Genomic DNA, 19285 nt, shown 5'->3' with positions numbered 1-19285 from the left:
TCGTGTTCAGGGCGGCCCGGGCTTTTTCGGACGGGATCGTTCAGGGTGCGCGGGGAACCGGGGACGGCGGCCGCCGGGGGGAGCGGAACGGCGAGGCGCGGCGGGGGCGGAATCCGGACTCCCGCGACAGTCCCGGCAGGTCCGGGCACTGCCATCCCGGCCCCGCTGCCACTAGATTCAGGTCATGGCGGACACCAAGCGAGAAATCGAGCGGAAGTACGAGGGTTCCCCCACCGGAGGGGACCCGGCCCTGCCGGACCTGACCCGTGTCCCCGGGGTCTCGGGCGTCATCGACAAGGGCGTGGCGGACCTCGACGCCACCTACTACGACACGGCCGACCAACGACTCGCCGCCGCCTCCCTCACCCTGCGCCGTCGCACCGGCGGCGACGACGCCGGCTGGCACCTCAAGCTCCCCGTCTCCGAAGGCGTCCGCGACGAGATCCGCGCCCCGCTCTCCGACACCGTCCCCGCTTCCCTGTCCGCCCTCGTACGCTCCCGGGTGCGCGAGGCCGAACTCGTCCCCGTCGTACGCCTGCTGTCGGCCCGCGACGTCCGCCACCTCGTCGACGCCTCCGGAGCGCTGCTCGCCGAGGTCAGTGTCGACCGCGTCCGAGCGGAGCGCCTCAGCGGCGGCACCGGCGCCGCCGAGTGGACGGAGATCGAGGTGGAGCTCGCCGACGACGGCGATCCGGCCTTCCTCGACAAGGTGGAGAAGAAGCTCCGCAAGGCGGGACTCGCACGCTCCTCCTCGAAGTCCAAACTGGCCAGGGCCCTCAGCGACACGGACACCACGAGGACGACGAAGACCACGAAGGCCACGAAGAAGCCGGACAAGCCCGCGGACCGGGCCCCGCGGACGGCCGGCGACCACGTCCTCGCCTACCTCCGCACCCAGCTCGACGCGATCATCGAACTGGACCCCGCCGTCCGCCGGGACCTGCACGACTCCGTCCACAGCATGCGCGTCGCCACCCGCCGGATGCGCAGCGCCTTCCGCTCGTACGGCAAGATTTTCGACCGCGTCGTCACCGACCCGATCGGCGAGGAACTGAAGTGGCTCGCCGGCGAGCTGGGCGTCGGCCGTGACCAGGAAGTCCTCACCGAACGCCTCACGACGGCGCTCGACGAGCTCCCGGGTGCCCTGCTCAGTGGCCCCGTCCGCGACCGTGTGCGCACCTGGTCGCAGGCCCGCGGTGACGGCTCCCGACGCCACCTGATCGCCGTGCTGGACGGCGGCCGCTACCTGGACCTGCTGGCGGCGCTGGACGGTGTGGTGACCGACCCGCCCCGGCTGAAGGCCGCGGCGGGCGACCCCTCGAAGGTGATCACCAAGGCCGTACGGAAGGACTTCGCGAAGGTTTCCGCGCTGGCCGACCAGGCCCTCGACCTGGCCCCCGGCGCCGACCGCGACCTCGCGATGCACGAGGCCCGCAAGAAGGCCAAGCGCACCCGGTACGCGGCCGAGGCCGCCGTCCCCGCCCTCGGCGGACCCGCGGCCGGCCTGGTCAAGTCGATGAAGTCGCTGCAGAGCCTGCTCGGCGACCACCAGGACAGCGTGATGGCCCGCGAGGCCCTGCGCGACCTGGCCGCCCAGGCCCACGCGGCGGGCGAGAGCGCGTTCACGTACGGGGTGCTGTACGGACGTGAGGAGCGTCGCGCGGCGGCGGTCGAGGCCGCGTTCCCGGGGGAGTGGGAGGCGATCCGGGGCGGCAGCGGGATCTGAGCGTACGGGGGGTGCTCCCGGTCGCGTTACGCTGGATGGTCACCCCTGTCAGTACATCCCCGCTCACGAAGGTTCGCGAGATGCCTGCCGAAGCCGCTGTGTCGGTGTTTCCACAGCTCGAAGCTCTGCTCCCGCATGTGCAGAAGCCGATCCAGTACGTCGGCGGAGAGCTCAACTCCACGGTCAAGCCCTGGGAGACCTGCGACGTCCGCTGGGCACTGATGTACCCCGACGCCTACGAGGTCGGACTGCCCAACCAGGGCGTCATGATCCTCTACGAGGTGCTCAACGAGCGCGAGGGCGTCCTCGCGGAGCGCACCTACAGCGTCTGGCCGGACCTGGAGGAGCTGATGCGCGAGCACCGGGTCCCCCAGTTCACGGTGGACAGCCACCGCCCCGTGAAGGCCTTCGACGTCTTCGGGCTGTCCTTCTCCACGGAGCTGGGCTACACGAACATGCTGACGGCCCTGGATCTGGCCGGGATCCCCCTGGAGTCCAAGGACCGCACGCTCGACGACCCGATCGTGCTGGCCGGCGGCCACGCGGCCTTCAATCCCGAGCCCATCGCCGACTTCATCGATGCGGCGATCATCGGCGACGGCGAGCAGGCCGTGCTCGACATGACCGAGATCATCCGGGCCTGGAAGGCGGAGGGCCGCCCGGGCGGCCGCGAGGAGGTCCTCTTCCGCCTGGCCAGGACGGGCAACGTCTACATCCCGGCGTTCTACGACGTCGAGTACCTGGCCGACGGCCGGATCGCCCGTGTCGTGCCCAACAAGTCGGGCGTTCCGTGGCGCGTGTCGAAGCACACGGTCATGGACCTCGACGAGTGGCCCTACCCGAAGCAGCCCCTCGTCCCGCTCGCGGAGACGGTCCACGAGCGCATGTCCGTGGAGATCTTCCGCGGCTGCACGCGCGGCTGCCGCTTCTGCCAGGCCGGCATGATCACGCGTCCGGTCCGTGAGCGTTCCATCACGGGCATCGGCGACATGGTCGAGAAGGGCCTGAAGGCGACGGGCTTCGAGGAGGTGGGCCTGCTGTCCCTGTCCTCCGCGGACCACAGCGAGATCGGTGACATCGCGAAGGGCCTGGCGGACCGGTACGAGGAGGACAAGATCGGCCTCTCCCTCCCCTCCACCCGCGTCGACGCCTTCAACGTGGACCTGGCGAACGAGCTGACACGCAACGGCCGCCGCTCGGGCCTGACCTTCGCGCCCGAGGGCGGCTCGGAGCGCATGCGCAAGGTCATCAACAAGATGGTCTCGGAGGAGGACCTGATCCGGACCGTCTCCACCGCCTACGGCAACGGCTGGCGCCAGGTGAAGCTGTACTTCATGTGCGGCCTGCCGACGGAGACGGACGAGGACGTCCTGCAGATCGCCGACATGGCGATGAACGTGATCGCCGAGGGCCGCAAGGTCTCCGGCCAGAACGACATCCGGTGCACGGTCTCGATCGGCGGCTTCGTTCCCAAGCCCCACACCCCCTTCCAGTGGGCCCCGCAGCTCTCCGCCGAGCAGACGGACGACCGCCTCGGGAAGCTCCGCGACAAGATCCGCGGCGACAAGAAGTACGGCCGCTCGATCGGCTTCCGCTACCACGACGGCAAGCCCGGCATCGTCGAGGGCCTGCTCTCCCGCGGCGACCGCCGCATCGGCTCGGTCATCCGAGCGGTCTACGAGGACGGTGGCCGCTTCGACGGCTGGCGCGAGCACTTCTCGTACGACCGGTGGATGGCGTGCGCCGAGAAGACCCTCCCCGCCTTCGGCGTGGACGTCGACTGGTACACGACCCGTGAGCGCACGTACGAGGAGGTCCTCCCCTGGGACCACCTCGACTCCGGCCTCGACAAGGACTGGCTCTGGGAGGACTGGCAGGACTCCCTCGACGAGACCGAGGTCGAGGACTGCCGCTGGACGCCGTGCTTCGACTGCGGCGTCTGTCCGCAGATGGACACGTCCATCCAAATCGGCCCGACCGGCAAGAAGTTGCTGCCGCTGACGGTCAAGAACGCTGCACCGACGCCCGCTTCGAGCGGTCACACGCACTGAGGTGAGCGGGGTGCTCGAACGGGTGGTTGAGGTGCTGGCGGGGTGAGCGAGGACGAGGTGGCGGCTGCGGTCGGCGTCTCGGCCCCTCGGCCGTCGGCGCCGTCAACGCCCCTCCGGACGCCGCTGCCGCGCCCCGAGGCTTCGCCGCACACCGTTTCCGAGGTGGAGTGGGTCTCAGGTTGGTACCGGCTTTTGCGTGACTGTATTGCCGCGAGCCCCCTTTCCTGAGCGGGAAGGGGGCTCGCCGGCTTTCGTCGGCACGTGAGTTATGGGCTTGGCGCTGAGGGGTGCCTTACGCGGCTGAGTTACGGGTTGCTCCACTTCGTCAGGGCACCCGGCTGCACTCCGCCGGCCTTGCCGGCGCGGCGTTGCGTGACTCACCGATCGTTTCAGAATGTGGACACGGCGTCATCCGAGGGCGCCCGGCCCGTGCCGCGCGCTCGCCGCCGCGGCTGTGAAAATCACTGTCCGATTGTCGGGACACGGTGATAAAGAGTCCTTGTGACAACGACACTTACGTTCCCCGTTCTGTTGCGACTGATCGACGAACGGTCGACCGCCTTCCGCGCCGCGGTCGCCTCCGCGCCCAGCCTCGACGTGCAGGTGCCGACCTGCCCCGAGTGGACGCTGTTCGATCTGGCGCAGCACATCGGCGAGGGGCGCCGCGACTGGGCCGCCACCGTCGCCGCAGGGCCTGCTCCGGCCAAGTCCGCAGCGGAGGGCGCCCCGGCTGCGCCCCGGGAGCGCGAGGCCCTGCTGGCCTGGTTGGCGGAGTCCACGGAGCAACTGCTGGACGCATTGCGGGAGGTCGGCCCGGATCGCGGTTGCTGGACGTGGTGGGATGCGTCCCAGTCGCCGCGGACCTGTGGCGCCGTCGCCCGGCACCAGCTCCAGCAGTTCGCGGTGCACACGTACGACGCCCAGGTCACTCTGGGGGGTGCCCCGGAGCCGCTGCCGGGTGAGGTGGCACTCGACGGTGTCGAGGAGTTCCTGTTCACCTGTGTCGCGACGACGAGTGCCTGGCCGCACAAGCCCACTGCCTTCGACTTCCACGCCACCGAGGGCCGCTCGTGGCGCCTCACGGTCGACGGCGACGGCGCACGCTCCACCCGTGTCTCCGCGCCCGGCACGACGCCTGTCGCCGCTGCCGACGGGGGCCCGAGCGCGGCCGGCGTCTCCGTTCGCGGCACGGCCAGTGAGCTGGTTCTCTTCGTGTACGACCGTATCCCGGCGGACTCCCTGCAGATCGAGGGAGACGCAGGTTTGTTCGACCTGCTTCGCGCGTGGGACCCGGAGGAGTAGGACGGGTGCTGTAGAGCGGCGAAGTAAGCCTTGTTGTCAGACTGCATGCGGCGTCTGACACCAGCGGCTGACACCAACAAGCACGAACCGCAGCGGTCAGCGCAGGTGCGGCACGCATTGGGTCAGGCCGGGGTGTCGGCGTCCTGCGTGGAGGCCGCGAACGCCTCGGGCCCCTGCTCCGCCGCCGTCGAGTCCATCCACATGACCTGCCAGCCGTGGCCGTCGAGGTCGAAGAAGCTGCGTGAGTACATGAAGCCGTAGTCCTCGGCGTCATCTGCCTTGGCGCCGCCCGCCGCGAGCGCAGCGGCGCTGACCGTGTCGACCTCGTCGCGGGACGACACGCTGAAGCAGTACAACGCCAGCGTGTGCGTGGTGGGATCGGCCATCGGCAGTTTCGCGAACTCCGCGAACTTCTCGCGGCTGAGCAGCATGACGAAGGCGTGCTCGCCGACCAGCATGCAGGCGGCGGTCTCGTCGGTGAACTTCGGATCGAAGCTGAACCCGAGCTTGCCGAAGAACGCCTTGCTGCGCTCGAGGTCCGCGACGGGGATGTTCACGAACAGCATGCGGCCGGGATGTGCGGGATTGGTCATGGCGGGTCTCCAGTCGGTGGCTCGATGGCGTGCGTCCTGGTAGACCGGCGCAGCCGGCGGAACTCATCGGAGGATCGCGGGACAGCCCTCAGGTCGCAGTCGCAGCTTTCTCTTCCATCAGTGGCGCCGGCGGGGCAATCTCGCTGCCCGAGCATGGTGCCTCGGCGCTTTCGGTACGTGGGCGCTCACGGTGATGGTGGGCTCGGTCGACGACAATGCGGGAATGATCGTTGCGGGGTTTGCGCTGAGTGTGGGGTTCGTCGGAGCCCTCACCACGCTCCTCAAGACGAGGCGCCACCGTCGGCAGTCGCAGCCCGCGCCGCTCGACCGCTGACCGACCTTCCGAAGCGGGAGTGACCTGGGCGATCAGGCCGTCCCGCGCCTCCACCCTTGTCTTCCGAGCGTCTGTGCCGCGGCCTTGATGCATCGCGGCCTGTTGACATCCATCGTCGGCATCAACGCCTATGAACGGCCTCGGAGTTCAGCAACCGGGCAGAGACCAGGCGTCCTGGGCGGAGGTGCGTGTGGGATTTGAACCCACGGTGACACCGCTGCCACGACCTCTTTCAAGCCCGTTGCGACGGCGCGACGTCCCTGATTCGCCGTCAGGTCGCCACCTGCTGGTTCTGCCGTCTGCGGCGCTGGTTCGGCGGAGGCAACGCGGAGCGCAGTTGCCTGCGGGAGCTGAGCCCGAGCTTGGCGAAGACGTTGCCGAGGTGCCATTCCACCGTGCGTGAGCTGATGAAGAGCTGGGCGGCTATCTCGGTGTTGGTGAGCCCTTCCCCGGCGAGCCCCGCGATCTGGGCCTCCTGGCCGGTCAGTTCGGAGTCGGTGCCGAAGGTCCGTTTGCGGGCGGTCTCCCCGGTGGCGAGGAGTTCCCTACGGGCGCGCTCGGCGAATCCTTCGGCGCCGACCCGGGTGAACGTCTCATAGGCGGTGCGGAGCTGAGTGCGGCTGTCATGGCGGCGGTTCCGGCGGCGCAGCCACTCGCCGTACAGCAGCCGGGCGCGGGCTTGGTGGACGGTGACCCGGCAACGTTCCAGACGCTCGATCGCCTCCTGGTAGAGCGACTCGGCGGCTCGGTCGTCGCTCAGCAGCGCGCGCGAGCAGGCCTCCGTACCCAACGCCCATTCGGTGCCACAGGCACGGGTGCGTTCGCTGAGCCTGGCCAGCGCGGAAACGGCTGCCTCCGGCTGCCCGTTGCGGGCAGCCGCCTCGATGAGTTCGGCCAGTGCCCAGCCGAAGAATCCCAGGTCTTCGAACCGGCAGGCACGTGTCGCGGCGGCAAGCGCGTCCTCGTAACGGCCGAGGCCGTTGTAGAGCACGGCGGTCGCGTACTCGGCCAGGCCGATAACGCGTCCCTCACCCCGGGGGCGCACTTCTTCGATGGTCTTCTCGATGCCGGCCAGCGCCTGGGTTTCCCGTCCTCGCCAGGCACCGAGCACGAGTTCCGAGTACATCATGGGCGCGCCGCCGATCGCCTCCGAGATAGCCGTCGCCTCGTCGATCAGGGCCGCCGCGGTGTCGAACTGACCGGCATGCACGTGGAAGCATGCCTGGTAGCTCAGTGCCATCGGGAGGACGGCGAGCGCTCCCGTCCCGCGAGCGACAGCGACCGCGCCGGTCGCCAACTCGTACCACGCCTCGTCGTCCCACAGCTCCGGTGCGAGGGCCTCGGGCGTCACCCGGAACGCCAACCACAGCCATCGCCTGTCGGTATCCGCCGCGCTGGATCTCTGTCGCTCCAGAACGACGTGCAGGGCACGCCTCAGAGTATCGACGCCGGTCGCGTAGCCGTCGATGATCAAGCTGGCAAAGCTGTCCAGAAGGACATCGACCATCCGCGGCGGCGTCGAGGGCGGCGGTCCGGCGCGGGCCGCCTCCGCTACCTCGCGCAATCCCGGTCCCTCGTTCAACTGGCCGGCGAAGATCGCCGCGCCGGTCGCCTCCAGCAGGGTGTCGCGGGCGAGGGCCGCATCCAGGGGCTCCAGCCGGTGCGCGGCGTCGAGCAGGAGCCGGGGCGCGTCGCTGCCGCGCACTTCGGAGAACACCAGCCGGGCCCGCAGCCGCTCCAAGCGGGCGCTCTGAAGGTCATCGAGGGGACCGGTCTCGGCCACCGCCAGCATGTGGTGGGCCTGGTCGCCCCCGCCGGCGTCGATCGCTGCCTGGGCGGCAGCCAGCGCGCGGGTGACGCGGCGCGCGGGGTCGGGCGTCAGCTCCGCCGCCCGCCGCAGGAAGGCAGCTGCCGCGGCGGCGCCGCCTCTGCTCTCCGCCCCGCAGGCGGAGCGTTCCAGATCGAAGGCGACATCCTCGTCGGGCCGGGCGGTGGCGTGAGCGCGATGCCAGGCCCTGCGATCGGGATCGTGGTGCGGGTCGGTGGCTTCCGCCAGCGCCTTGTGGGCGGCCCTGCGCTCCGGCGCGGATGCTGTCCGGTATACGGCTGAGCGTACCAAGGGGTGCTGGAAACGGACCCCGGCTCCGAATTTGACCAGACCGGTGGCTTCGGCCGCCGCGACGGCGTCCCCGGTTATCCCCTGCAGGCCGGCCGCGCGCCACAGGAGCTCCACATCCCCGGTCGGCTCGGCCGCGGCAGTCATCAAAAGCCGTCGACTCTCGTCAGGCAGCGTATGGAGGCGCCGGCGGAGGGCGGTCTCGATACTGCCGGCCACGGGGCCTCCGCCGGGGAACCCGAAGCCGCCCGCCAGCTCGGCGGGATCGAGCGCGCGCGGCAGCTGCAGCAGAGCCATCGGGTTTCCGCGTGCTTCGGCCACGATCCGCTCCCGTACCAGGGGATCGAAGGGCACGCGCACGGCCGATGCCAGCAGGGCTCGCGCCTCGGGATCCCTCATGCCCGAGACGAGCATTTCCGGCAGACCCGCCAGTTCACGATCACTGGCAGAATCCCGCAGGGCGAAGATCAAAGCCACCGGCTCGGCCACCAATCGCCGTGCGACGAATCCGAGCACCTGCAGTGAACCGTCGTCGAGCCACTGCGCGTCATCGACGAGACAGGCCAGCGGCCGGTCCTCGGCGGCGCCGGCCAGCAGACCGAGCACGGCCAGACCCACCAGGAACTGGTTGGGCGCCTCTCCTTCCCGCAGCCCGAACGCGACGGACAGGGCATTCCGCTGCGGTCCGGGCAGCCCTTGGAGCCGGCCCATATGGGGAGCGCACAACTGTTGAAGGCCCGCGAACGGGAGCTCCATCTCCGACTCGACGCCCGCGACGGCGGTGGTGCGGAACCCCTCGGCCCGGCCGGCCGCATAGCCCAACAGCGCGGTCTTCCCGATCCCCGCCTCGCCGCGAAGCACCAGCACAGCGCTGCTACCTCCGCGCGCCGTGTCCAGCGCACGCTCCAACGCAGCCTTCTCCTGGCCTCGGCCACGGAGTGTGACCGGTGAATCGACGGCGGGCACTCCCATGGGTCGCTCCCTGATACGCCGATTACCCCGCCATATGACCTTATTCCGCTTCTGTTGATTTCGGTATGCGTGCCGGGCTCGGACCGCCCCCGGGTTCCGGCCACGGGACCGACCCCGGGGGTTCCCCTGGGGCGACGCGCGTCGCCCCCATCCACTGTGGACGAGTCCCGCGGCACGGAGCCGCTGACCACCGCAAGGAGAACCCCCACATGTCTGACACTGCCGCATCGACGGCAATCCGGTCCTTCACCTTCGAATTCCCCGAGGCGGAGCTCCAGGACCTGCGTGCGCGCATCGAGGCGACGCGTTTCCCCGAGAAGGAGACCGTCGCCGACCAGTCCCAGGGCACGCAGCTTTCCACGGTTCAGGAACTGGCGCGGTACTGGGCGAAGGAGTACGACTGGCGCAAGGTCGAGGCGAAGCTGAACTCCTACCCGCAGTTCATCACCGAGATCGACGGGCTGGACATCCACTTCATCCACGTCCGCTCCAAGCACGAAAACGCCCTGCCGGTGATCGTGACGCACGGGTGGCCGGGTTCGGTCGTCGAGCAGCTGAAGATCATCGAGCCGCTCACCAACCCGACCGCTCATGGCGGGGACGCCTCGGACGCTTTCCACGTGGTGATTCCGTCGATGCCCGGCTACGGGTTCTCCGGTAAGCCCTCGGAGAAGGGCTGGAGCCCGGAGCGCATCGCTGCCGCGTGGGGTGAGCTGATGAAGCGCCTGGGCTACACCGAATACGTCGCGCAGGGCGGCGACTGGGGTGCGATCGTCACCGACCTGATGGGTTCGCAGGAGCCCGAGGGCCTGATCGGCATCCACACCAACATGCCGAAGGTGATTCCGACCGACATCGACGCCGCGCTCGCCAAGGGCGACCCGCTGCCCGAGGGCCTGACACTGTCCGACGAGGAGCAGACGGCGGTCGACCAGCTGGACTTCGTGTACCGGCACGTCTACTACGCGTACATGATGGGTTCGCGTCCGCAGTCCCTGACCGGGCTGGCGGACTCCCCGGTGGGTCTGGCGTCCTTCCTGCTCGACCACGACGCGAAGAGCCTGGCCATGATCACCCGTGCTTTCGACGGTGTGAGCGAGGGTCTGTCCCGTGATGACGTCCTGGACAACGTCACGCTGTTCTGGCTGACGAACACCGCGGTCTCCGCGGCCCGTCTCTACGCGGAGAACACGACTCCGTTCTTCGCCGTCAACGGGGTCAAGCTCCCGGTCGCCGTGAGCGTCTTCCCCGACGAGCTCTACCAGGCCCCCAAGAGCTGGACCGCGCAGGCCTATCCGAACCTCGTCCACTACAACCGGCTCCCCAAGGGCGGGCACTTCGCCGCCTGGGAGCAGCCGGAGCTCCTCGTGAACGAGCTTCGCACAGGCTTCCGCTCCATGCGCTAGTGCCCGACGCCTGAACAGGCGCCGGCACGACGGGGCGGACGAGCGAAGCGGCTCCAGGCCCACTCGGCCGCCCCGTGTCTCCTCGGCCTCTCCGCGGACGGACATGTGCTCCTCCATGAGTGGGTTCTCCGCTGATCTACGAGATCGCAACGATGAATAGGCCTCGACCGCCCGGGCGGCGACGTATCCCGTCCGGCAGCTCCACCGAGACTCAGATCCTGGCTCCACGGGGCCCCGGCGCCTCGAATCCTTCACCCAGCAGCCCAGGATCAAGTCCGGCTCCTCGTACGCTTCGAAAGCGAGGCCATGCCATTCCTCGACCGTCTGTACGTGGCCGCGACACACGTGACCCACCACCGCGCTCTCGCCGAAGACCTGGTGCAAGAGACGTATGTCCGGGCTTTCAGCGCGTTCGGTGCGTTCACCGGCGGCACGAGCCTCCAGCTCCGGCTGTTCCACCTCCTGGCCGACACCGCTTTCCACGCCCCCGGTGAGGGGGAGTGCTCGGCACGGTCGACATGCTCGGCGGGATGTCCCCGCCGTTGGCGGACGGTGAAGCACCCTCCGACGCTCAGTGCGCCTCGGATGCCTCGATCCCAGGCCCTGGACCGGCTGTCCGGCCATGAGGTGAAAGCGGCTCTCGGGGAACTTCCCCGAAAGCTGGCGATCGTTGTCCATCTCGCGGACGTCGAAGACTTCTCCGCGAGGGAGGTCTCGGAAATCCTTGGGATACCCCACGGCGTCGCGATGCTCCGGTTGTGCCACGGACGGCACTGGTTGGTTCGCGTGCTCACCGACGCCGCACGTCGGCGGGGCTTTCTCGACTGACGGGCCTCTCGGATCCTCTGGCTCAGAGGGACACGGGGACCTGGGAACATCATCGACACCCGCATCGCTCCCAGCGACCGGCGTAGGCGGCAGAGGCCGCCCTGATCGGTGAGCGCCGCCGCCTGAAATCCAGAGTTCCAGCAGGTCAGCGGAGACCGGACGGGATGGTGGGCACCGCAACGGGACGGAGCACCGTCAGGGACTCTTCCTGGCGAGCCGTCATGGCGAAGGAGAACCTGTCGATCTCCAGACAGAGATCGACATCGTCCGGGTGGTAACCACTCCGCAGCCCACCGGCGAGGTCCGCCGCGGCACGAGAAGTCCTCGCGCGGTGGAGGTAGGGGGCCGGGTCGACATCGCCTCCGGCCATACATCGGCCAATGTATTCGGCGCAGGCCCGGTCCTCGTCGGCCCGGCCTCCCTCGCCGGTGACAACGAACGTCACCGGACCGGCATCCCTGGTCCGCAGGAACCGCGCGGTCGGGCCGGCCACCACGAAGCTCGCGCACAGGACCAGCGGCGCGTTCGCGACGGCCAGCGCGCCCACGGTTCCTGCCGTCGTCTTCTGCACCAGCGTGCGGCCGGCGAAATCGCGTGACCTGAGCAAGCCGGGTGAGTTCACCGCGTCGAAGCCCGCTGCCGGCGCTCCGTCCTTCAGAGCCAGCCAACCCGAGTGGCTTTCCTTCAGGGCAAGTGCCTCACTCTCCGATGAGGCGAGGACGATCCTCTCGACGCCTCGCGAGAAGGCCCAGGCAGCCACGGTGAAGGCGCGCATGACGTCGATGACGACGGCGACACGGGGAACGCCGGTCAACTCTGGGATGCCCACGAGGCGATGCTCCATCGCGCCATTCTGACCGCCCGGCTCGCCACGGGTTCCCCAGTCGGCACCCGGAAGAGCTCGTCCCACCCGAGGCTCGCGTTCGCGTAGTCGGGATCGTTGGGACGGACTATGCGGCCGGTCAGCTTCGCCGGCCCGCACGTCGCGCCTCCGGCCTCGGAGGCGAGGGCGCTCGCGCCCGGGGCCTCCGCGGCCGCGATGCCCGGGAGAACGACCGCGCTCGCACCGGTGACCGCCGTGGCCTTCAGCAGTCCGCGACGAGAAAAGTCCTGCGTGGTCCGTATCCTCTCGACCGGACTACGCCATTATTCGGCCAAGGCAAATATTCCTCACCAATTGGCGTGTTCGATCCCTTGTCGACAATCTCTGGGAGTCGCAGATTAACAAGGGTGACCGTGGCACTGTTGCCCGGAACGCGAATTCGAGGAAAGCGGCGGCCCGTTGAATTTCCTCGCCATTATGCTATTTGTCATTGCGGCGGATGGACGCGGATCATCGTCCACGGATTTCCGGCCCGGTTCTGGCGGTCACGGCCGGGCTGGTCGCCTGCGGGGTGGTGCTGCCGGGTGCTGCCGGGGGCGGACACGCACCTCCACGGAGCCGGCGCGGGCCTGTGACGCGCCAAGGGTGTCAGCCGGGCTCGGTGCCATGAGCGGACCGCACCGCTCTCGCAGCACCGCAGCCGGCCGTTGCCGATCATGACCATGCCCGCCCGGAGATGGAGATTCGGGGCGGGCTGTGGTTCATGGCTGACCGTGTGGAACGCGGGCGTGGGTCAGCCGCGGCGCAGCATCATGACGACGGCGACGATGACGATGATGAGGACGACAGTACCCAGACCTATGTACACGATCTTCTCTTTCCTTCGGGGAAGCGGCACCCATCGGTGTCGCAGAAGTCGGGTTCCCCGGTCGGGAGCTTTCAGGCCCGGGTGATTCTGCTGCCCCGCGGTGATCTGCGCCCGTACTCCTGACGGAGCACGTCGTGGACGCGGCGCGTGACGACCCAGTCCACTCTCAGTCCTTGCCGGACGCGAGCTCTGTGGTGACCGGGGTGTCTCTCGGTTCCGGCGAAGCGGAGGGACGCTTCGGGCCGGGTACGCCGGGCCCGCCCTGCGCGGGTACCGACCCGGCTCCCGTCGCCCGCGAGGGTGCCGGCCGCCACACACCTGTCCGCAGCCCCACGCGTCGGCACAGGCGAGGAAGGAAGACGTAGAAGCGGTCGGGCAGGAACACGGCGTCCGCGACGATCATCGCGCCGGAGAAGAGAGGCAGCCCCATGAGCACCGCGATGCCGAGGTGCATACCCAGCAGCATGGCGAGAACCGGGTACTTGAGCCTGCCGAACAGCACGAACGGGAAGGCCACCTGCAGGAGCACCGTCAGGTAGCCGGCGATCGCGATCAGGATCGTGTGCTGGTCCACGTAGTGGGAGAGCGCGGGCCAGGGCTGGAAGAGCCGGAGGTTCAGGACGAAGTGGAGAGCGGTTCCGGCGCCCCAGGAAGCGCCCTGGACCTTGAACAGGCCGGCTGATCCGTAGAGGAAACAGACCTGGGCCGCGATGACGAACATGCCGCAGTTGTGGACCACCGTGGTCAAGGTGGCCAGGGACGCGCGGAGTTGTCGGAGGAAGTGGTGCTCCACCCGCGGCGCCGGGGCGCCGCCACGAGCGGTCCTCAGCCGGACCCTCCGTGCGTCCAGGGACCAGCGCCGGCCGCACGCGGTGAGGGCGAGATAGATGGCCATCAGCAGGACCAGGTTGTCGCCCCCGTCCGTCATGAAGATCGCCCGGGCATGGAACGAGACCACCACGACGGCGAAGAGGACGGACAGGGCGCGCGTCCGCCAGCCCAGTACGAACAGCGCGGACGTGACGAGGGCGAGCGCGTAGCAGAGCTCGAAGTAGGCGCGGCTGTCGGACAGGGTCAGGATGCTGTTCCACCCTGTCTGGTCGAAGAGCTGTCGCGCCAGCGCGGGGGTCCACGGGGAGTCGGGGCCCCAGATCTCGTCACGGTGCGGGAACTCGCGCAGCAGAAAGACCAGGTAGAGCAGTCCGTAGCCGATGCGCAGCACCGACGCGGCGTACAGGGACACCGGCCGACCGGTCAGAAGTTCCCCCGCGGCCGCGGCCCGGTCGACGAGCCACTGGACGGGGCCCGAGTGCGCCTTCCGCCGGCCCCCCGACCCGTCGGGTGCGGGTGCCGTGGGGGTGATCCGGGGGATCTGCTCAGTTCCCATGGGGGGTCACCTTCCACCAGGGCAGGAGCCGGTTCTCGGTCGGCGCCGGCGGGCGGCTGCCGACCGGGGACCCGGGCGCGGCGATGGGCCGTGTGACGACCCGGAGCTGAATGAAGTCGAAAGTGCCGCCGTTGTGGGCCGCCATGCGGTCCGCGGCGATGTTGCTCAGATACTTCTGCATCATCAACGCGCGCTCCGTGTGCGCCCTGTCGTCCCCACCGTGTGACTCGACGTAGGAAGTCCAGGAGCGGCGCAACAGGTTCTGCGCCGTGTGACTGGGGAACGGGTCGTGTTCGACGGCGGAGTTGTCCACGGCCGTCAGGTCGAACCAGGAACTCACGTGAACCGATTTCCCGGTGCCGCTGCGTGCCGTTCTCGCAAGAATCTGCCGGTTGACCGACTCGGGGTCCGGGGCGAAAAGCCGCCAGTTCTGCTCGAAGAACGGATACACCCATGCGTTGATCAACGGGTTGTATCGCTTGGAGACGGTGTTGGCAGGTGCGACGTGAAGGAACACCAGGACGACATGGACGAGAGTCGTCGCCACACACAGGACCACTGCGGCGGACATCCCTGCTTTCAGTACCCGAGCCCTCTTCGACGTCTTGGCCGGCGTGGGCACGTCGTCAGGACATTCCTGTGCGGCCGGGCCGGAATCGGAGTGCGGGAGTTCCTTCACGTCCGCTGGTTCAATTCCGCTCGACACCGCCCACCCTGTCTTTCTCATATCAGCTACTCATGTCTGGCCACTTTTTCGGACTGTCACCGGCGGCGCGCGGCGGGATCGGTGAGGATTCCGCCGCGCGCCGTCATCCGCTGAGCGGATTCACTGCGGGGTGTCGTCTAGCCCTCGTAGCCCTTGGCGTAGTCGAGGGCGGCCTCGCGGCCGTGGGGGACGTCGGCGTAGCCGTAGTTCTCCTCGGGCTGCTCGCCGTAGGAGGGCTTGCCGTGGTCCATGTCGTGCCCGTGCTGGGGCTTCTCGCCGTGGTGGGGCTTCTCGCCGTGGTGGGGCTTCTCGTCGTGGTGCGGGCGGGCGGGCTTGTTGTGGTGGTGCGGCTTTTCGGGTTTTCCGCCGTGTCCGGATCCGCCGGTGGTGTTGCCGCCGACGGTGTTTCCGGCGGTGCCGTTCCCGGCGGTGTTGCCCTGGGTGTTCCCGGAGGTGGTGTTCCCGGCGGTGTTGCCCGCGGTGTTCCCGGACGTGTTGCCGGCGATGTTGCCCGAGGTGTCACCGCTGGTGACGCTGACGACGGGTCCGCCCAGGAGGCCGCCACTGACCAGGCCACCCGTGATCAGGCCACCGCTGGTGGTCGTGCCGGTGGTGGTGCCGCCGGTGGTGGTGGTCGCGCAGTTGTTGAGGAAGATCTTGTTGCTGTCGAGGGTCACGGCGCCGTTGCGGGCCAGGGCCCGGCCCTCGATGTTCGTGCCGGTGGTCACGCTGATCGAGGTGAGGGCCATCAGGGTGCCCACGAACGTGGAGGTGGTGCCGAGGGTGGCCGAACTCCCGATCTGCCAGTACACGTTGCAGGCCGATGCGCCGTTGGTCAGCAGCACGCGGCTGGACGATGCCGTCGTGAGGGCTTCGGGGATCTGGAACACCCAGACGGCGTTCGGGTTTCCTCCGGCGTCCAGGATCAGGTCGCCGGTGAGTCCGACGCCGGACGTGGCGGTGTAGACACCCGGGATCAACGTGGTGCCCGTGGTGATGGCCGCCGGCAGTGCGAAGTCCGTGGCCTGGCCGGCCGCCTGGTTGTAGGCCGTCACCAGGTCGGACTTGGCCTGGAGCGCGACAGCGTCGGCGGGGTGCACGGCGCCGAGTACCACGCCGGGCGGGAATCCGGTGATGGCCGGGTTCGGGCTCGTGCCGAGGTCGTGGCTGAGCACCGACGGGCCGGTGTTCATGACGCCCTGACCGGACAGGACGGAGAAACTCGCGGCGGTGGCCAACGGCACGGGTGTGGCAATGGCCATCGCCTGTGTCGGTGTCAGGGCGACCATCGTGGCGGCAACCGTCGCGGCGAGAGCCGAGGCCAGCAAGCCGGACAAATTACGGCCGCGAGCCGCTTGAGGGAACTTCAGCTTCATCTAGGGGCCATTTTCTGTGGGGGCCGTGGCGTACCGGGCCCTACCGATCGCCCGGGAAGCCATGTTGCTGATGTGGCATATTACGCAGGAAAATCAGCCCGGAAGCTATGGAGAGGGTAAGGGAAGTGCTTACCCTTCGGATGGCGCAATGAGCAGTTGAAGAATTCATTTTACATTTCCGATCATCCGACATTTGCGCCGAACGGATCAGGTGGAATCATCAAAGGCCGGGAGGGTGCAGGTGGATTGGCGTCGACCGTCGACTCTATTCGCTTGCGCTGGACAGCGGAAACGGAAAGGGTGTCGGATTTCGGCCGGGGGTCGCGGAGTCCGGTCTGGGGGCAGGGGGGTGAGATGCCTGCCGCTGGTCCGGGCGAGGGTCGAGTGCGGAATTGATCTTTGCGGAATAGGGTTTCCCGCTGATCCTCGTTCTCCTCGTTCCTACTGTTCTCCCTGTTCTCGCCGTTCTCGCCGTTCCCGTCATTCTTGTCATTCTTGCCGTTCCCGTCATTCTGAATATCGCCCTGTCGCATTCGCGCGGTGGTGTGAGGGGCCGAGGGTAAGGACGGTCGCGGAGTGCATGGGGACGGGCCCGGGGGCGACCGGCAATCCCCTCCCGACGGGGCCGCGGAGGCGAGGAGAGGGGAGGCCGCGCGCATCCAGACGCCGCGGTGGCGCGTCTACTTCGGTATGGATCTGGAAAAGCCGCCCACCGAGCGACCCGTGCCCCGGGCCGAGGGGTGCCTCACGGTCGCTGTCCGGCTGCCCGTACGGATCGTCGTGTTCGTGCTCGTGGTGCCGGTTCGCATGGCGTGGGACGCGCTGGTCGCCGGCGGCCGGTTGCTGCGCGACACCGTGCTGCGGCCGGTGGGCCGGGCGCTGCTGTGGGTGGCGTGGGCGGTGTTCGTGTGGCCCTGGGCGACGCTGTGGCGGTACGTCGTGGTCCCGGTCGGCAGGATGCTGGGCCGGCTCGGGTACGTGCTGCTCGTGGTGCCCGCCGCCTGGCTGTACGGCCGGGTGCTCACCCCCCTCGGGCACGCGATCGCCTGGACGGTGCGGGGGACCGGCGCCGCACTGGCGTGGGTGCTGCGGGGCGTTCTCAGCGGGCTCGGCCGGGTGCTGCGCGGCATCGGTGCCGGGCTCGGCCGGGTGTACGCGTGGCTGCTGGTACCCGTGGGCCGCGCGCTCGCCCGGCTGCTCAAAGGCGTCGGGATGGAGCTCGCGGCTGTCGGACTCGGGGTGTACGGGGCCGTGGCCTGGCTGACGCGGTATCTGATCGTCGTACCGGCGCTGTGGTGCTACGAGTGGGTCCTCGCGCCCGCCGGACGGGCCGTCGCGTGGACGGCACGCGGACTCGGACGACTCGTAGGGATGATCTTCAGCGGGATCGGCACCGGTCTCTGCTGGACGCTGCGTGTCCTGCTCGTCCTGCCCGCGCTCGCCGTGTGGCGCGGGGTCCTGGTGCCCGTGGGCCGCGTCCTCGCCGTCGTCGGCCGGGAGATCGTGGACGCGCTCGGACACGCCTGGCGGGTGGCCGGGCATCTGTCGCTCGCCGTCGGGCGCTTCCTCGCACGGCTGCTCCGGCTGGCCTTCGTCGAGCCCGTGCGCTGGGCGTACCGGACCGTCCTGACGCCGCTCGGGCATGCCGTCCGGGACACGGTTCTGCGGCCCGCCGCCGAGGCCGCCCGCAGTGTGGGCCGGGTCACCCGGCAGATCCTGGACGCCGCCCGCGAGTCCGCGCGGCAGACCGGTGCCGACGTCCGCCGGCTCCTGTTCGGCACGCCCCGCGAGCCCGAGCCGCTCCGGGCGACGAAGCCCCGCGGGGAACCAGGAGCCCCCGCTGCACGTACTCTAGGTAGCAGTACGACCGCTCTCACGAAGGACTGAACGACACTGGGCAAGCGACAGCCCGAAGGCCCGCCGCCCGCACCCGCGGTGCAGCGCATCCGACTGCGCTACACCAAGCGCGGCCGCCTCCGGTTCACCAGCCACCGTGACTTCCAGCGCGCCTTCGAGCGTGCGTTGCGCCGTGCCGACGTGCCGATGGCCTACTCGGCGGGGTTCACGCCGCATCCGAAGGTGTCGTACGCCAATGCCGCACCCACCGGCACGGGCAGTGAGGCGGAGTACCTGGAGATCGCGCTCACGGCGGCGCGTGACCCGGAGAAGCTGCGCGAGCTCCTCGACGAGTCGATGCCCGTGGGGCTCGACATCATCGAGGCGGTCGAGGCCCGCACCTCGGGTCTCGCCGACCGGCTCACCGCGTCCGTGTGGGAGCTGCGCCTCGACGGCGTGACGCCCGAGGACGCGGAGCGCGCGGTCGTCGCCTTCACGGCGGCCGACGCCGTGGAGGTCCAGCGCAGGACCAAGAACGGGATGCGCACCTTCGACGCCCGCAGCGCAGTGGCGAGCCTCGAGGCGCACAGCGCGCAGGCTGATAGGCCGACGGACCAGCCCTGTGCGATACTGCGGCTGGTTGTTCGGCACGTGACGCCTGCCGTTCGACCCGACGACGTCCTGTCCGGTCTTCGCGCCGTGGCCGACCTGGCGCCGCCGGTCGCCGCAGCGGTGACCAGGCTGGCGCAGGGGCTGTTCGATGAAGAGACCGGCACGGTGACCGACCCGCTCGCGCCCGACCGCGAGGCAGTCACGGCCGCTCCAGCCGATCGCACAGGGGCCGCCACAGCTGCCGCCGCGAAGGCGTCGGCGTAAGGAAGGTCCCGCGTAGGGACGGATGTCGTAGCGCCGCCCTCGTATCCGGGAGCCACCTGGGTCGGGCAGCGCACCCACCAGAAGA

Annotated in this window: 13 protein-coding genes; 6 read left to right on the top strand and 7 right to left on the bottom strand. The window is 69.3% G+C overall.

Translation table 11 applies throughout. The features are described 5' to 3' along the window. The first annotated feature begins 184 nt into the window (after positions 1 to 184). The 3 genes from OHB41_RS17505 to OHB41_RS17495 all read left to right on the top strand — a co-directional run bounded on the left by OHB41_RS17505 (position 185) and on the right by OHB41_RS17495 (position 5079). Positions 185 to 1726, top strand: a complete 1542-nt coding sequence (locus OHB41_RS17505) for a CYTH and CHAD domain-containing protein (RefSeq protein ID WP_266699170.1) — start codon at positions 185 to 187, stop codon at positions 1724 to 1726. 80 nt (positions 1727 to 1806) lie between these two features. Then, entirely contained in the window at positions 1807 to 3777 is a 1971-nt protein-coding gene (locus OHB41_RS17500) for a TIGR03960 family B12-binding radical SAM protein (RefSeq protein WP_266699168.1), read from the top strand. 501 nt (positions 3778 to 4278) lie between these two features. After that, entirely contained in the window at positions 4279 to 5079 is an 801-nt protein-coding gene (locus OHB41_RS17495; protein ID WP_266699167.1) for a maleylpyruvate isomerase family mycothiol-dependent enzyme, read from the top strand. 122 nt (positions 5080 to 5201) lie between these two features. On the opposite strand, the gene OHB41_RS17490 is transcribed toward OHB41_RS17495, so the two are convergent. Together OHB41_RS17490 and OHB41_RS17485 are read right to left on the bottom strand one after the other, a co-directional pair. After that, positions 5202 to 5672 (bottom strand): VOC family protein, encoded by a 471-nt coding sequence (locus tag OHB41_RS17490; protein WP_266699165.1) that lies wholly within the window; start codon positions 5670 to 5672, stop codon positions 5202 to 5204. Between the two features lie 605 nt (positions 5673 to 6277). Next, a complete protein-coding gene (locus OHB41_RS17485) occupies positions 6278 to 9094 on the bottom strand; it encodes an AAA family ATPase (RefSeq protein WP_266699164.1) in 2817 nt (938 codons plus the stop codon). Between the two features lie 209 nt (positions 9095 to 9303). Between OHB41_RS17485 and OHB41_RS17480 the strand changes: the two genes are divergently transcribed. Continuing rightward, entirely contained in the window at positions 9304 to 10500 is a 1197-nt protein-coding gene (locus OHB41_RS17480; protein WP_266699162.1) for an epoxide hydrolase family protein, read from the top strand. 973 nt (positions 10501 to 11473) lie between these two features. Here the strand turns inward: OHB41_RS17480 and OHB41_RS17475 are convergent. The 5 genes from OHB41_RS17475 to OHB41_RS17455 all read right to left on the bottom strand — a co-directional run bounded on the left by OHB41_RS17475 (position 11474) and on the right by OHB41_RS17455 (position 16488). After that, a complete protein-coding gene (locus OHB41_RS17475) occupies positions 11474 to 12172 on the bottom strand; it encodes a 2-phosphosulfolactate phosphatase (RefSeq protein ID WP_266699161.1) in 699 nt (232 codons plus the stop codon). After that, on the bottom strand, positions 12139 to 12453 hold the full coding sequence (locus OHB41_RS17470) for a twin-arginine translocation signal domain-containing protein (RefSeq protein WP_266705937.1): 315 nt from the start codon (positions 12451 to 12453) through the stop codon (positions 12139 to 12141). Before OHB41_RS17470 ends, OHB41_RS17475 begins: the two co-directional genes overlap by 34 nt. A 732-nt stretch (positions 12454 to 13185) precedes the next feature. Continuing rightward, positions 13186 to 14406, bottom strand: a complete 1221-nt coding sequence (locus tag OHB41_RS17465; protein ID WP_266699159.1) for an HTTM domain-containing protein — start codon at positions 14404 to 14406, stop codon at positions 13186 to 13188. Next, the gene (locus OHB41_RS17460) at positions 14396 to 14977 is read right to left on the bottom strand and encodes a DUF5819 family protein (RefSeq protein WP_323138378.1); all 582 of its coding nucleotides are present in this window, start codon (positions 14975 to 14977) and stop codon (positions 14396 to 14398) included. Before OHB41_RS17460 ends, OHB41_RS17465 begins: the two co-directional genes overlap by 11 nt. A 272-nt stretch (positions 14978 to 15249) precedes the next feature. Then, complete coding sequence (locus tag OHB41_RS17455) at positions 15250 to 16488, bottom strand: ice-binding family protein (protein ID WP_266699156.1); 1239 nt, start codon at positions 16486 to 16488, stop codon at positions 15250 to 15252. A gap of 690 nt (positions 16489 to 17178) precedes the next feature. Here OHB41_RS17455 and OHB41_RS17450 point away from each other — a divergent pair. Together OHB41_RS17450 and OHB41_RS17445 are read left to right on the top strand one after the other, a co-directional pair. Beyond that, on the top strand, positions 17179 to 18375 hold the full coding sequence (locus OHB41_RS17450; protein WP_266699154.1) for a hypothetical protein: 1197 nt from the start codon (positions 17179 to 17181) through the stop codon (positions 18373 to 18375). A gap of 48 nt (positions 18376 to 18423) precedes the next feature. Then, positions 18424 to 19200, top strand: coding sequence for a TIGR03936 family radical SAM-associated protein (locus tag OHB41_RS17445; protein ID WP_266699153.1), 777 nt, complete (start codon positions 18424 to 18426; stop codon positions 19198 to 19200). The last annotated feature ends 85 nt before the right edge of the window (positions 19201 to 19285 follow it).

It is taken from the genome of Streptomyces sp. NBC_01571 (genome assembly GCF_026339875.1).
Classification (GTDB): domain Bacteria; phylum Actinomycetota; class Actinomycetes; order Streptomycetales; family Streptomycetaceae; genus Streptomyces.
This window is presented reverse-complemented; position numbering and strand designations above follow the sequence as displayed.